Source organism: Shewanella eurypsychrophilus (assembly GCF_007004545.3).
Taxonomy (GTDB): domain Bacteria; phylum Pseudomonadota; class Gammaproteobacteria; order Enterobacterales; family Shewanellaceae; genus Shewanella; species Shewanella eurypsychrophilus.
The window spans coordinates 4,780,451-4,796,487 of the sequence record NZ_CP045503.2 but is presented as its reverse complement, the minus strand read 5'-3'; the positions used below and the strand labels follow the sequence as shown (position 1 = coordinate 4,796,487).

General features: G+C 42.4%; 9 protein-coding genes and 2 pseudogenes. 7 read left to right on the top strand and 4 right to left on the bottom strand.

The features are described from left to right. Nucleotides 1-230 precede the first annotated feature (230 nt). The gene (glnD, locus tag FM038_RS20500; protein WP_142871427.1) at nt 231-2,837 is read left to right on the top strand and encodes a [protein-PII] uridylyltransferase; all 2,607 of its coding nucleotides are present in this window, start codon (nt 231-233) and stop codon (nt 2,835-2,837) included. A 132-nt stretch (nt 2,838-2,969) separates the two neighbouring features. Here the strand turns inward: glnD and FM038_RS20495 are convergent, their stop codons facing one another. Then, on the bottom strand, nt 2,970-4,595 hold the full coding sequence (locus FM038_RS20495) for a methyl-accepting chemotaxis protein (protein WP_142871428.1): 1,626 nt from the start codon (nt 4,593-4,595) through the stop codon (nt 2,970-2,972). A gap of 114 nt (nt 4,596-4,709) precedes the next feature. After that, nucleotides 4,710-5,153, bottom strand: coding sequence for a PACE efflux transporter (locus FM038_RS20490; protein WP_142871429.1), 444 nt, complete (start codon nt 5,151-5,153; stop codon nt 4,710-4,712). 94 nt (nt 5,154-5,247) lie between these two features. Here FM038_RS20490 and FM038_RS20485 point away from each other — a divergent pair, with 94 nt between their 5' ends. Further along, the gene (locus FM038_RS20485; protein WP_142871430.1) at nt 5,248-6,126 is read left to right on the top strand and encodes a LysR family transcriptional regulator; all 879 of its coding nucleotides are present in this window, start codon (nt 5,248-5,250) and stop codon (nt 6,124-6,126) included. A 29-nt stretch (nt 6,127-6,155) separates the two neighbouring features. On the opposite strand, the pseudogene FM038_RS20480 reads toward FM038_RS20485, so the two are convergent. Continuing rightward, nucleotides 6,156-6,272: pseudogene (locus FM038_RS20480) on the bottom strand (winged helix-turn-helix transcriptional regulator); the annotation flags it as partial. Between FM038_RS20480 and FM038_RS20475 the strand changes: the two are divergent. The 5 genes and pseudogenes from FM038_RS20475 to FM038_RS20455 all read left to right on the top strand — a co-directional run. Further along, a pseudogene (locus FM038_RS20475) lies at nt 6,262-6,645 on the top strand (2OG-Fe(II) oxygenase family protein); the annotation flags it as partial. The pseudogenes FM038_RS20480 and FM038_RS20475 sit on opposite strands and share 11 nt — an antisense overlap. Before the next feature lie 658 nt (nt 6,646-7,303). Further along, nucleotides 7,304-9,439 carry a M3 family metallopeptidase gene (locus FM038_RS20470; protein ID WP_142871431.1) on the top strand — a complete coding sequence of 712 codons (2,136 nt, stop codon included), beginning with the start codon at nt 7,304-7,306 and terminating at the stop codon, nt 9,437-9,439. A gap of 1,141 nt (nt 9,440-10,580) precedes the next feature. Beyond that, on the top strand, nt 10,581-11,762 hold the full coding sequence (locus tag FM038_RS20465) for a pyridoxal-phosphate-dependent aminotransferase family protein (protein WP_142871432.1): 1,182 nt from the start codon (nt 10,581-10,583) through the stop codon (nt 11,760-11,762). Continuing rightward, nucleotides 11,759-12,526 (top strand): CDP-alcohol phosphatidyltransferase family protein, encoded by a 768-nt coding sequence (locus FM038_RS20460; RefSeq protein ID WP_142871433.1) that lies wholly within the window; start codon nt 11,759-11,761, stop codon nt 12,524-12,526. Before FM038_RS20465 ends, FM038_RS20460 begins: the two co-directional genes overlap by 4 nt. 111 nt (nt 12,527-12,637) lie before the next feature. Further along, nucleotides 12,638-13,402: a phosphocholine cytidylyltransferase family protein gene (locus tag FM038_RS20455; protein WP_142871434.1), complete on the top strand. Its 765-nt coding sequence runs from the start codon at nt 12,638-12,640 to the stop codon at nt 13,400-13,402. A gap of 626 nt (nt 13,403-14,028) precedes the next feature. Here the strand turns inward: FM038_RS20455 and FM038_RS20450 are convergent. Beyond that, nucleotides 14,029-15,708: a sensor domain-containing diguanylate cyclase gene (locus tag FM038_RS20450; protein WP_185965714.1), complete on the bottom strand. Its 1,680-nt coding sequence runs from the start codon at nt 15,706-15,708 to the stop codon at nt 14,029-14,031. Nucleotides 15,709-16,037: the final 329 nt, after the last annotated feature.

The window sequence follows — 16,037 nt, the reverse complement described above, 5'->3', positions numbered from 1 at the left end:
CCTTTCTATTCACCTTTTCATGAACGGCTACACCTAGAACCTTTGCTTTTGCTGTTATTTTAAGGGGAATTCTAGTGACGAGATGTCAACAAGGCTGTTATCGGTTTGTAATTCACATTGAGATCATCTACCCTATTTGCTCACTTAAAGGCCATTGCAGCGCAGTTTAATAAGTATAAATAAAGTTAATAGAGCTTAATTTTACTCACTGCAACAGGTACAGGAGAAACATGTCAGACTCTGATATATCACCTCAACTCAGTCCCGAAATGAGCATTACTGATTATAAAAAAGTAATCCAAGATGCTGACAACTACTTTAATAAAAACTTTACCCATGTTGCTATCGACGAAATAGTAAAGTTGCGCGCTGATTTTTTTGATATCTTGCTTCTCCACCTCTGGCAATGTGCAGGCCTCGCTGACGAAAATTTATCTCTCAATGCCATAGGCGGCTATGGCCGTCAAACCTTACACCTGCACTCAGATATTGATATTTGTGTGTTATTTCCCGAAGCGCTTAGTACCCATCAAACCACGCAGATCGGCCTTTTCTTTACCCAACTATGGGATATAGGTCTTGAACTCGGCCATAGTGTTCGTGCATTGAATGAAATTGATAAGGCGTGTAAAGAAGACATAACCATTGCGACTTCACTATTTGAAATTCGTCATTTAACGGGACCTGAGTCTCACGCTAACCAGGTCTTAGACAGACTCTATGGCGATGATGTCTGGAGCAGCGAAGCATTTTTTAAAGCCAAATTCAGTGAGCAAGATGAACGCCATCTAAAGGCGCAAGGCAGTGCTTTTAGTCTAGAGCCAAATCTAAAGAATAGTCCTGGCGGTATGCGCGATATTCAAACTCTTATCTGGGTAACCCGTAAGTATTTTGCAGCTGAAGATATGGCGGCTTTAAGACGATTTGGCTTCTTTACTGGCGACGAATATACAGAACTATTAGAGTCACAACACTTTATCTGGCGTGCTCGTTGGGCATTACACGTCGCTGCGGGTCGCTCTGAAAATCGATTACTTATCTCTTTGCAAAGTGATGTTGCTAGGCTGATGGGCTTTGGTGACAACAGCCACCTTGCTATCGAAAAAATGATGCGTCAGTTGTATCGAGCGATGAGGCGGATCAGTGAACTTAATCAAATGCTATTGCAGTACTTTAAAGATGAAATCTTAGTACAAACAGACAAAAAATCTACCCCGTTAAATCAGCACTTCGAAATAAATGGACGACTGATCAATGCGCGTCACGATGATGTATTTGTTGATCGTAAGCAGCTCATCGCTTTGTTTATCCATATCGCTGAAAACGCCAAGGATATTGATGGTATTACCCCGCAAACGATTCGGTTAATCCGTCAGGTTAGACGACGATTACTGGGGGATCTGCAAGACTTTCATAGCTGTCGTAAAGAATTCATCTCGCTATTTCGTCATCCTCAAGGGATGGGGCTCGCGTTATCATTAATGCACAAGCATGGGATATTAGCGTCCTATCTTCCACAATGGCGCGAAATTGTGGGTCAGATGCAATTCGATCTTTACCATGTTTACCCCGTTGACGAACATACACATAAGTTACTTAAAAACTTATATTCACTCAATAACAAACCCGAAGCCCCCTCGCTTGCACAACCTAGCGCAGTTTATAGATCGATAGAAAATAAAGAGGTGTTATTGTTAGCCGCCTTGTTCCATGACTTAGGCAAAGGACGCGGCGGCGATCACAGTGAATTAGGGGCCGTCGATGCGCTACAATTTTCTAAGTTTCATGAGCTAAAACCTTCACAAGCTAAGGTGATTGCCTGGTTAGTCCAAAATCATCTACTGCTATCTTTATCCTGCCAACGGTTAGATATCTATGACCCTTCGGAAGTTAAAAACCTTGCTAAAGCGATAGGGACTAAAGCCAGACTCGACGCGCTCTACTGTTTAACGGTTGCCGACATTAAGGCGACTAATGATGATCTGTGGACCAACTGGAAGGCAACGTTACTTCGAGACCTTTATTTGTCGATCAGTTATGCATTGCGTAACGGTTTAGAGAACGTGCTTGAGCAGCGAACTATCGTTCGAGAACACAAAAATGAAGCGCTAGAGCTGATGGGAATGAGTGAAACACCTGATGTGATTAAACAGCTGTGGAAACGCTTACCGCTATCATTTTTTAGTAATGCTCAACCCAGTGAAATAGCTCGCTACTCCCAAGCTATGACACAGCATCCGACAGAACGTGCACTTATTTTACTCGATGAAAGCAGCACTAAAGGCAGCAGTGATCTCTTCGTCTACATGAAGGATAAGCCCGGTTTGTTTGTGACACTATTTAATACCTTAGCCTCATTACAGATCTCTGTTCAACAAGCGAATATCTCCAGAACGAAAGATGGTTATGTGGTGGAGTCTTTAAAAATACTCGATTATGATCAGCACCCAATAAGAACCGCTGGGCGACGTGAGCGTATCAAGCAGAGGCTGAAACAGGTACTGTTTGAGAACAGAAAGGTGCCGAAACAACGCCGTAATAGCAACATAGGTTCATTTATCTGTGAGCCCAAAGTCGAATTCTTGCACTCTCGTAAAAAGGATAGAACGCTTATCAGTGTTACCGCACTCGATAACCCACAATTTATGAGCCACTTCTGTAACGGTTTCAGGCAATTTGAACTCAATATTCACTCGGCAAAAATAACCACAGTGGGTGAACAAGTCGACAATGTATTTCTTGTCTCTGACAAAGACGGTCAATCATTAGATGATGAAAACAAACAAGCGTTAAAATCCTTCTTTGTTGATTTTATTAAAGAACATGAACCTATTTAATTCGTCATCATGTAACTAGGCCTGATGGAATGATCGAATTAACGCTGTCAGGCAGATGACAGTTGAAACAGAGAGAAGCATAAAGCTCTCTCTGTTTGATCGCGAATTGGAGCAAGTTTATACTAATTGGTATTAGAGTTTAAACTGACTCACCTGCTCACGCATACCTTCCGACAGGCTGCTTAGCTCGGTTACTGATGTTGTCAGTTCTTGAGCTGCCATGGTGGAGGTCTGCGCGATATCGCTGATGGCGATAATGCTGCGGTTTATGTCTTCGGCTACACTGCTTTGCTCTTCGGCAGCGGTGGCGATCTGAGTATTCATGTTGCTGATATTATCTACCGAAAGCACTATCTCATTAAGGGCCTCTCCTGCCATGTGCGCTTTCTCATTTGCATCATAAACCTGATCAGTCCCGACTTTCATGGCGCCTACAGCTTCATTAACCCCTTTTTGTAAGCTATCTATCATCGATTCTATCTCTTGAGTCGACTCTTGGGTTCGTTGTGCCAGAGTCCTTACTTCATCTGCCACAACGGCAAAGCCGCGTCCCTGCTCACCTGCTCTAGCCGCCTCAATGGCTGCATTTAACGCTAATAAATTGGTCTGCTCGGCGATCCCTTTGATCACATCTAAAACGCTGCCAATATTGTGACTCTCACTAGCCAAGTTAGTAATCACCTCGGAAGTTTTCTCTATCTGTTTAGAGAGTAGAGTCATGCTGGCAACCGATTGTTGAACAATATCATTTCCCTTTGTTGCATTAGCTTCAGCATCTCTTGCAGAATCGGCGGCATTGGTGGCGCTCTGAGCCACTTCGGCCACCGTTGCTGTCATCTGATTCATCGCCGTAGCTGTCTGCTCTGTCTCCGATTGCTGTTGATGCATTCTGTCATTAGTTTGCTCAGTAAACTCACTCAACTTTACGGTTGAGTCACCCACAGTGTTAGCGGCCTGCGCGATAGAATTTAGAATGCCACGTAGATGCTCTATCACTAATGTCAGATTGGTCGATATCTGCCCGAGTTCATCGTCATTAAAGGTCTTAAATGTCACGGTTAAATCAGAATCGACCCGAACTGTGTTGAGAGTGCTGACAATACTATCTATGGGACGCATTACAGCCCGAGCAACCCAGAGTCCAATCAAAATACTTGCCACTATGGCAGTCAGCGTCAAGATGATAAAAATAGTCATAGACGATGAGTAAATTTCTTCAACTCTGTCTTTCTCTTCACCCGCGACTCGTAACTGCAGGGCGACCAGTTCAGAAATTTTTCCACTGATAGGATCAATCACGTCATAGAGAGGTGCAATATCATCATTCAGTTGGCCTACAGGTGACCCCTGCATGCTATTGAGTTTATTAACAAGTTGAGAGATTTTTTGATTTGCTGGACTGAATAATCGATTGGCTTCCTTAGTTAACCTAGACTCTTCGTCGGTCAAGGTCGTAGCCATGTAACCATCCCACTTCTCGCTGATATTTCGGCTGGACTCTGTCATTGCCCGACTCGCTTCAGCGGCGCTAAACATACCGGCATTGGCTTTGTTGACCGCATCGATAACCGAAACTGCGTAGTCATCTCCAATAATTTTAAGGTCTTCTAGGGGAACCACTCTGTCGTTATATATACTGATGACACCCGCTTCGATTTTTCCCATCATGTTAATCGCTAAAAAACAGATGCTAATCAGCAGCATTAACGGGACTAGCAATCCAAGTGTCATTTTTTGCTTAATTTGTAAGTTAGCCATCAATATACCTACTCAGTCAGTTTATCTCCTCCTTTATCACGGCTCTGACATTCCATTTTTTGAACCCTGAATTAAGCATAACAAACAATAAAAATGACTGAATAATTTTTGCACTCACGATCTTGCATTAGCGCTGTTAACTGCGGATTTGTTAACTAAAATACGCTGACGGATGATGTCATAACACCAATTGTAAACAATCGCGTAGACTAGGAAGAAAATGACAACTCCTATGTCCATGATAAATACGGTCCAGAAGTCTAGCTGTAGCACCCACATCATTAAGGGGAGTGTTGCTACAATCATGCCGCACTCAAACCCGAGCCCATGGCTTATGCGCATTTTAAATGATCGCTCAATGCGGTTATATCCAAATATACGGTCAAAACCTAGGTTGTAAACGTAGTTCCAACACATCGCAATGACTGATAGACCGATAGCTAAACCTGTGGCTGACTGTGCGCCAGCATCGGTAAAGATGGTGGCGGCAGTGATAACAAATATTAAGGCAATGGCTTCAAATAATACGCTGTGGAAAATACGTTCTTTCGTGTTCATGCTAAATCTCATTTATGTTGTTCAATCGTTCTTGATTGCTATAATCATCATTAATAGCGGAAGAAGATAGTTAGTTACTATCAGGAAAAGTGATATGTATAATTTGGAACAACTGAGGATGTTCGTCGTAACTGCTCAATCAGGGTCATTTTCGGCATGCGCTCGCAAGCTGGGAAAAGTGCAGTCGGCGGTGAGTCAGGGGATCGCCAACCTCGAAATTGAGCTTAATACGACGCTATTTGATCGCTGCAGCCGTAAACCGTCACTAACCCCCCATGGAGAGCGATTATTACCGTTTGCTCAAGCTATTTTGCAACAAACATACGAGCTTGACTCAGTGACCAGCGCGCTAAACTCATCCCATGAAACACAGATTAAAATGGCGGTGGACGATGCATTATTGCCGATTATAATTAGCATTTTAAATGATTTCGCGACACTTTTTCCTGCTACCAACATAGAGCTCTGCGCAGTTTCAACACCTGATGTGTTAACGCTAGTGCACACGGGGCGAGCCGATTTAGGCCTAATGTTTGCAAGTGGTGATTTTCCCAAAGAAGTGGATTTATGTTACGTCGGTAGCTTGCCGTTCAATGGCGTCGTGAGTCCAGAGCATCCACTGGCAAAAATGGACATAGTCACTGCTGCGGATTTAATCCCACATCGTCAATTGTTGATCCGTGGCATGGGAGGTCAGGAATTGGCGCACTGCCCTCACATCTCTTCACATATCTGGTGGGGAAACAGCTTTAATGCAGTTAATACTATGGTAAAAGAAGGGCTGGGGTGGAGTTATATTCCAGTACATATGGCGGAGCGATATGAGCATCAAGGTGAGATGGTGCGAATGAATTTAAGCTTTGATCATAAGCCATGGCGAGTACCGATTGATCGCGTGATGGCAAAACAAAAGGCGAGGGGACCGGCCTTTATGTGGCTAGCAGAAGCGGTTACTTGTTTGCTGGGTGAGTAAAAAACGGCTGACCACATTAGAAGTTTTTGTTAAATATTGTTCTCTTCAGTCCAGTCTTTGAGCTTTTCTAAAATATCCAATGCCGTTCGACCAAAATCGGTGATCTCATAGGTGACCGCGATATGTCGGTCACAAATCACTTCACGTTTTCGATTTTATCGATATAGCGCCGATGATTATTTCAAGCCACACTCAGATGGTGCTTGGCCTGGAAGCCGGATCATTAACGATGAATTGATTGCTAATGCTTACCCTGACCGTTATAGCCAAATGACATTTCTCATTCTCTTAAGTGATGACTTTGAAGGGGGAGCGACGCGTTTCATCGTCAATGCAGATGATCCGACTCAGCCTGCTAAAGCTGGTGACCAGATGGCTAACGTTGATATTCGAACTCCAGCGGGTAGCGTATTGTGTTTCCCCCACGGCATGCACCCTTTGCATTGCATACACAGCTCGGTACCGATCACTTCAGGGGTGAAATACATCATTCGAACTGACTTGTTGTTTGAGTTATAAGCCTCTGCAGATAATCCCCAGATATAAAGAAAAGATAACATTAATATTTCAGTTTTATAATTAACCTGTTTTTTTTATTTGTATATTAATTTTGTTTTTATAGGGGCATCTTCAGGATATGGAAGTCATTAAGTCCGGTACCGATTGGTGCCCAGCTTGTAACATAACTCTAGGGTAGATCTCTTAGTTGCTATCTTCAAACTAGCGTAACAGTCTATAAAATAGCGATGTACTAGCGAGTTAACGCCTATTTTAAATAATCTTATATCAGCATGATATAGCACAAAATTAATTATTCACGCTCTGGTTACACTTAGTATGGAAAGCTATGTTTAAGGTTAAAACCAAAGCTCGCATAACCAACAAGAAAGACACTATTCAGAAGAGTAATTAGCGCCCTTTTTAAGGAGCAGTTAACAAACAATTGTTAGTGTCACTTGTTAAGACTAATAAAAAAATATTTTACCCAAACGACCTAAAAGTGCAGCGTTAAGCCTGTTGAGAAGTGACAATGTTCAAGGTATTAACAGTACTGTGTTAGTGATATTAAAAAGGGAGCAAGCACCCTCTCAATCACAGCCTTGTTTGATATCCTACGGCAGCTCTGAAGCGATCATTTTTAAGTGATTTGGGTATATAATAAAGGAACTATTACCTGATGCATAAAACACTCATCGCTATTGCTATTACAGCAACGCTCGCGTTAAGCGCTTGTTCAACCATTAAAAATGATTCAACGGTAGCGACTATGGTTCAAGCCCAAAATCCTTTCTTACAGGCAAGTACCTTGCAATATCAAGCGCCCGATTTTAGCTTGATTAAAGACGAGCATTTCGCGCCAGCACTTGAACTTGGGATCACCGAGCATTACCAAGAGATCCTTGCGATAGCCAATAATCCAGATGCGGTAACATTTGAAAATACCATCGTTGCGATGGAAAAAAGTGGTGAGCTGTTAAACCGGACTTCTAAGATTTTTTATAACCTCACAAGCTCAAACAGCAACCCAACACTGCGTAAAGTACAGGGTGAGATGGCGCCAAAAATGGCAGCGCATTCAGACAATATCAATCTAAACCCAGCGTTATTTTCCCGGGTCGAGAATATTTATAACACCCGCGCCGATCTTAACTTATCAGCAGAAGCTAATCGCTTAGTCGAGGTTTATTATCAGCGTTTTGTTCGCGCTGGGGCTAAGCTCAGCGATAGTCAGAAAAAACAGATCCGCGGGCTAAACGAAGAGCAGTCCACACTCACCAATGAATTTGCTCAGCGTTTAATGAGACTGACCAAAGAGATCGCTATTGTTGTAGATAGTAAAGCACAGCTTAGCGGTTTATCTGATAGCGCTATTCGCGCCGCCGCTGCGGATGCAAAAGCCAATGGCCAGGAAAGTAAGTATCAACTCAATATCACTAACACTACACGCCAACCTGTGCTGAAGCAGTTAGATAATCGCGAGCTACGCCAGCAAATATGGCAAGCCTCCGCTAATCGTGGTCTTGAGGGCGAAAACGAAACCGCCTCTATTGTTGCCCGTTTAGCCAAACTTCGAGCCGAGCGCGCAGAACTACTTGGATTTGACAGCTGGGCAGATTATCGCCTTGCACCTCAGATGGCCAAAACGCCTGAAGCTGTGTACCAGATGTTCGGGTCTATGGTGCCAGCCGTTGTTGCCAATACCAATAAAGAAGCTGCCGACATCCAAGCGATGATAAACAGTACCGGCGGTGATTTTGAACTAGCACCATGGGACTGGGCTTACTATGCCGAACTTGTTCGTAAAGATAAGTATGACCTAGACGCTAGCGCAACTCGCCCCTATTTTGAGTTTGATCGCGTATTAAAAGACGGTGTTTTCTTCACCCTTAACGCCCTCTATGGTGTGAGTTTTACACCGCGTCCAGACTTGCCGGTATACCATCCCGACGTTAAAGCCTATGAGCTGTTTGATGAAGATGGCACGAGTTTAGCTATTTTCTACGCCGACCACTTTGCCCGAGAAGGTAAACGCGGCGGGGCTTGGATGAGTTCATTTGTTGGCCAAGCTGAGCTGCTAAACAGCAAGCCTGTTGTGGTCAACGTGATGAACATCAAAAAGGCGCCCGCGGGCGAGCCGACCTTTGTTAGCTACGATGAAGTGACCACCATGTTCCACGAGATGGGTCACGGTACACACGGTATGTTCTCTAAGGTGACTTACCCAACGCTTTCTGGCACCTCAGTCTCACGGGATTTTGTTGAGTTTCCATCTACCTTCGAAGAGGATTGGGCGGCGCATCCTGCAGTGTTAGCTAACTACGCCAAGCACTATGAAACAGGTGAACCCATTCCTGAAGAGCTACTTAATAAACTGCTTAAATCCCGTAGCTTTAACCAAGGCTTCGATACGCTTGAATATATGTCTGCAGCCCTGCTCGATTTAGAGTGGCACTCACTCAAAGCCGATGCTCCACTGCAAGACGTCGCCAGCTTTGAAGCGGCAGCACTGAAAAAGCACGGTGTAGACCTATCAGCTGTGCCGCCAAGGTATAAATCAACTTACTTTGCTCACGCGTTCCCTGGTGGCTATTCAGCCAGTTACTACGCTTACATGTGGAGTGAAATTTTGGCGGCCGATGCCTTTGCTTACGTGCAAACTCAAGGCGGCTTAAACCGTGAAATAGGCATGAAGTTTAGAAAAACTATTCGTGAGGTCGGTAATACCGTCGCACCAATGGATGCTTATAAAGCCTTTAGGGGTCAAGAGCCAACAACAGAAGCCCTGCTAAACCGAAGAGGCTTAAACAAGTAAGCTGTTAATCTGACAAAAAGCCGCTCTCATTTGGGAGCGGCTTTTTAATGTCTAAAATAAGAGAAAGACAGGGCATCGCCAAGCTCTTTTGTTTAAGTAGAAGCGCTCAGTGGTGAGAATGCTCTTTGCCTTAGTTAAAGCAAAAACGATTTACCACGGAGAACACGCAGGGCCACGGAGTAAGATAAGTGCTAGAGCTTTTAGAGATATTAATCTTTGTCTCATTTTTTCCGTGTGATCTGTGGTAGAAGAGAAGGGATAGAGTAAGGGATAGCGCAGCCATATATTTTATGGCTGTTATTTATCATGATCGTATCAAACCAATCTGCTTATTATAATAATTCAAATTAAATCATGCTGTTGCTGTGAGGTTGTCAATCCTAACCCTGACTATCTCTATGATAAAAAAGCTTTGTTTTTATCATGGGTGGCTTGATAATTTGTTTAAGGGGATCACCGAATATCGCCCCGTTTTTAACGGATTAAATAAATAGGAATATAACTTGCATGGTCAGCTTTCCGGGAGTACTATCGAAAAAAAATTTGACCCTCCGCTCGTTTTCTGATGCGGAAATAGCTTAACTTGTCAGTTTATGACACACCCATGAAGATCGACCTCCACAATCTTCCTCTGTGTCAGGATTGTTGTCACCCCTTAAAATTATCCATTAAATCAAAATAGGGGCATTTTATCTAGACGTCAGCAGGCACTTGAGGAAGCGAGGACAAGAGATCCCAAGCGATGGTCAAATGGCATAAGCAACTGTGAAGCTATCGACGAAGTGATGCCAAATTCAGATAAAGAGCCTGAAACTGACGTAATAAATGTAGCTTGAAATTTAAGTAAAGAGTGCCAACGATCTTGAAAAACACCGACCTGAACTGGCGAATCCCCCACACAGACTAGTTAGATACCTCAGGTTTATAAGCCTCTTTCGAAAATATATCCTGCAAAACAGTATTGTTTTCATTACTAAACTGTCTTCAAAATAAAACCATGATTGACGATTAACATTTTTTACAGCCGCTCCCTGCTCGCTTCTTCTCGTCGCTTAACTAACATCGAGTGGAAACGAAGAGGGAGTTTTCATACATTCCAAACAATAGATAAGCTAAGCAACAATAGGATGACACACGCTAGATGAAAAAATATTTGTTATTCACGCCCGGTCCGGTCAATGTCGCTCCAAATTTAAGAGTCGCTATCAGTAAAGAAGATATCTGCCACCGTGAAGTTGAATTCGAACGTTTACTGAACAGCATTGAACAAAAATTACTGCAGGTTTTAAAAGTTGAAAACCCGGGTAATTATCGTGCCATCGTCATTACGGGCTCAGGCACCGCTGCTAATGAATCAATACTATCTTCGGTGGTGGGCAATAAACATATTCTTATTTTATCTAACGGTGAATTTGGTGGAAGACTGCATCATATATCTAAAATCCACAATAAAAACACACACTTGATAGAATTCCCCTGGGGTGAAAAATTCGACCTTGACCGCATAGATGCTTACCTGACACTGCATGCTATCGATGTGGTGGCTATGGTTCATCATGAGACCTGTGCGGGCTTGCTAAACTCTTTAGAAGATGTAGGTGCATTGACCAAGAAACACGGAGCCACATTTGTGGTTGACTGTGTCAGCAGTGCTGGTGCCGAGATCATTGAGATGGAAAAATGTAACATTGCTTTCATATCAAGCTCAAGCTCGAAGGCAATAGGTTCTTATGCCGGACTCTCTTTCGTGGTGGGCAAAACGGCTGAGTTCGAAAAGCTCAAAGATATTCCTGCTAAAACCATGTATCTCAATCTGTATAAGTTCTATGAATTTATTAGTACATGCTACCAAACACCTAATACGCCTGCGGTTCATCTCTTTTATGCCTTGGAGCAAGCCTTAGCAAACATTATTGATCAGGGTGTCGATCTGCACTACTCAGGCATGAAAGACAAAGCCAATATGTTGCGACAGGGCCTGCTTAACTTAGGCCTAGATTTTTTACTTAAGCAGCAAGATATGTGCTCCATTCTTACCACAGTTAACATGCCTCTAAACATCGATGTCAGCTTATTGCGTCAAAAATTGCGTGAAAATTCCATCATCATTTATGAAGGTAAAGGCTGCTTCAAGGGCAAGGTGTTTCAGGTAGGAAACATAGGCGAGATATCCATTCTCGATATTCAATACTTCTTAAATTGCTTGAAAGAAATTTTAAATAATTTTCCTGGGGCCCAAGCTAGGGAACTACAGGCTAGACAGATTATGCAGGTCGATAGCACTGCATCCAATGAACCTTACATCGCTGAGATTGCATTATGAACCTGAAATTAACAAACTTGTGGGCAACCAAAACTAAAGACGATGAATGGTGGTCATCTTTTGTGACCTCGCCACTAGCCATTGTGCTCAACTATTTTGTGGTGGATATCAAATGGTTCACCCCCAATAAAATCACCTTGATCTCTTTTATCACCGCCGTTATTGCTGCGGTATTTATCGTGCTTGGCGGCGTTCAGAATTTCATCATCGCGGCAATTCTGATCCATTTAAGCCATGTGTTTGATTGCATGGATGGCCAGATGGCGCGTTACCGTAAAACATCATCCATTTCAGGTTGCTATTACGACAAGCTCACGGATCAAATTCAAGTCTTCATCTGGTTTGGTGCTATCGCCTACGCGGCATTTCAGCAATCAGGCAGTGTGATCCCTGTGTTCTTGGCCCTTTTCGGTATTGCGTTTTACTCGCTACGCGGCTACTCCAAGTATGTCACTATTTACTTAGAAGCAGCGCAAGTAAGCGACTCAACTCAAGACGATACGCCAGAAGAAGTAATAGCTGATACTGCGGGTATCGAATTCGGTTTGATGGCAAATTTAAGATGGTTTTTAAAAGAACAGAAAAAAATATTCTCTTTCGATGAAGGCGTGTTTATTTTTATGCTGTCATTAGCCTTGGTCCTCAATATGTTAACCCCTATGTTGTGGATTTTTGCGCTTAGCCAAGTATTTTATGGACTGCTTCGCGCCTGGCAACGAGGTGTAAAATTAGATCAAGAACTAACAGTTAATATTGGGAAATAATTTATCCTTCTTAACAATTGTTAAATTACATCATTAAATAATATTTTGTGTATATACAAACGCATACGCTGAAATCAGCGTATGTCACAGAGACAAGGTTTACAGTAACAGATGAAAAAGACAAACAATATTAAAGCTATTATCTTAGCCGCGGGCGTTGGTTCAAGGATCCGTCCTTTAACAGATAACTGCCCGAAGAGTCTGTTGAAAATTGGCGATAAAACCATCTTAGAGATGATGGTCTCTCACATTCAAGCATGTGGGATTAATGAGATTGTTTTTGTTCTCGGTTATTTAGAACATCACATTAAAGATTTCGTGGGCCAAAACTTTCCCGATCTAAATGTTCACTTTATTACTAATGAACATTACGCCGACACCAATACTGGTTATTCTTTAATGCTTACAGAAGAAGCCGTTAAAGATTCAAGCTTTATTAAATTCGATGCCGATGTGGTCTTCGATATTGAGATTCTAAAAAACCTGATTGCATCTGAACATGACACTTGTTTATGTGTAGATAAGAACATCAATCTTGAAGCCGAAGAGATTAAAGTCATTATCGATGATAAGGGTCACGTCATCAAAGCAAGTAAAGAGGTTAATCCTAACAAGGCTGTGGGTGAATCCATTGGTATTGAAAAAATTAGCAGTGAGACCGCGCAGCTGTTATTCGCAGAGTTAAAAGAGATGATGAAAGATAAAGCCAATCATCAGGATTATTACGAAAGCGGCTATGAGCGTCTGATCGCTAAGAATGTTATTTTCAACGTACTGGATATCACAGGGTTGAAATGGACCGAAATCGATACAGTAGAAGATTTTGCCACCGCAGAACGCATATTTCTTCACAGCGTGACTAAAACGTTAGGATAAACCTAATATTTGGGGTCAGTATGTGGAATTCGTTAGGGTCTGAGTCAGAGTCAAAGTCTGACTCAATATAACCTCGCAAAATGTGGTCATTACTATAACCATTACATGACACCAACAGCGGCCGAAAGACGCAACTCTTGTTTGTGTACCGTTATAGTTGACCACATCAGACCTGTCTTTCTAAACTGAATAAAAGCGATTTACCACGGAGAGCAGATAGGGCCACGGAGTAAGGCAACTACTAGAGCTTTTAGAGGTTTTCATCTTTATCTCCGTGTTCTGTGTGTAGTGAAGCGCTCCGTGGTGAGAATGTTCTTTGTCTTCGTTAAAGCAAAAGCGATTCACCACAGAGTACACAGAGTACACAGAGTACACGGAGAAGGGGGGATCAAAAAGAGATAGAACAGTCATATTTTTTATGGGTGTCCACTTATCTCACTCGTATAAAACCAACCAGTGACTAACTTTAATTTTGGTTTAATCAATTGGTTGTGTTTTATTTTGCGTTACTGGCTTCGACTGTGAATATGTTCACAAAGCCTTCTTTTTATCATGGCTGGCTTGATTAAATTCTTTTGGATGAGTAGTGGATTGGTTTAACAAACAGTGCAGTTATTCTATTGTGTTTAGACATCTTCAGCTACAGGATGCTGATATTTACTGCGCTTGTGTTGGTACATACGTTCATCGGCGAGGGCGAGGCATTCAGATTGATTGCTGCTTTCCTGAGCGTGTGCGATCCCATAACTAATCCCAGATTGTGGCCATTTTGACTGTAATGCGTTTTGACATTGAGCCATCATCTGCTCAATTTCCTCTACTGCCGACGGCAAATTGCTAAATGATTGGCTATTGAGTAACCAAACAAATTCATCACCGCCGGTACGAAATACTTCCCCTTTACTATCAAGGGCATTAGCCATGGTTTTAGCCCCATAGCGTAATAAGGCATCACCCTGATTATGACCTAGTTTATCGTTAACCTGCTTAATTCCGTCGTAATCGATAAAGGTAATAATGTACTTGTCATCGACTTGGGTTAAGGCTTCGCTCAGGGCGTAACGGTTACCTATATGCGTTAAGGGATCGATTCGGGCTTGATAATAGGTGTGGGAGTAATCTTGCTTTTTTTGTTGTAACCAAGCCGCTAGGGAGAGCAGTATACAAAAACAATCGCCAGTTAAGGCTAGCATAACGATAAGCTCAGCATGTTGTTGTCCCGTCAATAGGTCGCTATGAGACAAGATATAGTAAAACATGGATAGACCATAAAGAAGGTTGCCGAGTAGATAGTATTTGGCTCTAAAGTCACTATAGATCAGCATTTTAACGCCGATGACAATAGCAAGTGGCACCCAGATTAGTGCGATGATATGGGAAATAGCAAATGAGATAGAAAAGCTTAGCAGTGGTAAGATTAACCCTGCAATCAGACAAATGATAGACAGCCCATTAAAGAGTTTTGCTAGACGCTTATGCAGAGAGTCAAAGTTAAATAATAACTTAGTAAATTGACTAGCCGAAGCGATGGCAAAAGGAAATATCATGATGCCAAGGTAACTGGTATTGATACTCTGGATGTTAAACATATCATCGATTAATCCAGAGGCCGCAGCCCAACCTAAGCCATGCAACCCAATATAAGCCGAACAGGCAAGTGTGACTGTTAAACGTGTTTTGAGATACAGGATTAAAGCAATGGCGGCCAGAGTGAGCATGGTGGCAATAGAAAAGAGTGTCACCGCGTTGGTGATAAATTGCTTGTGGTAAAAACTGGTGCTGTTAATGATATCAATCGATAGTGGCAGCGCGTAATGCTCAGCGTCAATATAAAGCCAAAGGTAACCACTTTCTTGCTGACTTAAAGGTAATCCAAAAGCCTGAGTATGCATGAGCTTAGGGGTGTTGATATCCCCATGTTGTGAAAAGTTAATGACACCAGTATTTAGGAATTGCACTGACTCCCAGAAGCCAAGACCCTGATCGACAAAATTAGCATTGATTCTGACAAACCAGCTAGCATGCACATTAGTCTGGTTATTGAGTTTAAGTCGGGCAACATAGGCACCAGATTGGTTAACTAATGAGTTTTTTATGGGGGCAGATGAGCGATATAAATGTTTAAGTGCTTCAAGTGATGCTGGAGGTGAGTCTGGTTCGTTGTTGATTTTACGCCAAATATCAGTGTCTTGAATGACTATATCTGTGGTGTTTATCAGCCGTGCTTCAAACTCAGCGAAGCTTGAAAAAGAGGTAAGAAAAGCCAGCCAGAACAAGATTAATACCGAGAAAGAGTTGGTTTTCATGTTGTCCATTTGTTGCTTAACTGTAAGTGGTAACCCTAACATAAATGCTTAGTGAGCAAGTAGTTTTTAAGATAAAAAGAGCTACACCAATGAACCTTCCTTAAATGGAAAATAACTGATGAAGTGACTGCCTTTATTGGGAGAACAATGCACTCTAAGCGATGTAGAAAAGCAAACCAGAAGCATTGGTCTCACTTTGTTTTCGTTAAGCATCAAACAAAAGCTATTCACTGCAGAGAAAGGCAAAAGATATGTCCTGTCTTTTTTTTGTCTTTTTTGAGTTAGGATAAAAACTAGAGAAATAAATGCAAACAAAGCGGTAATTAAGG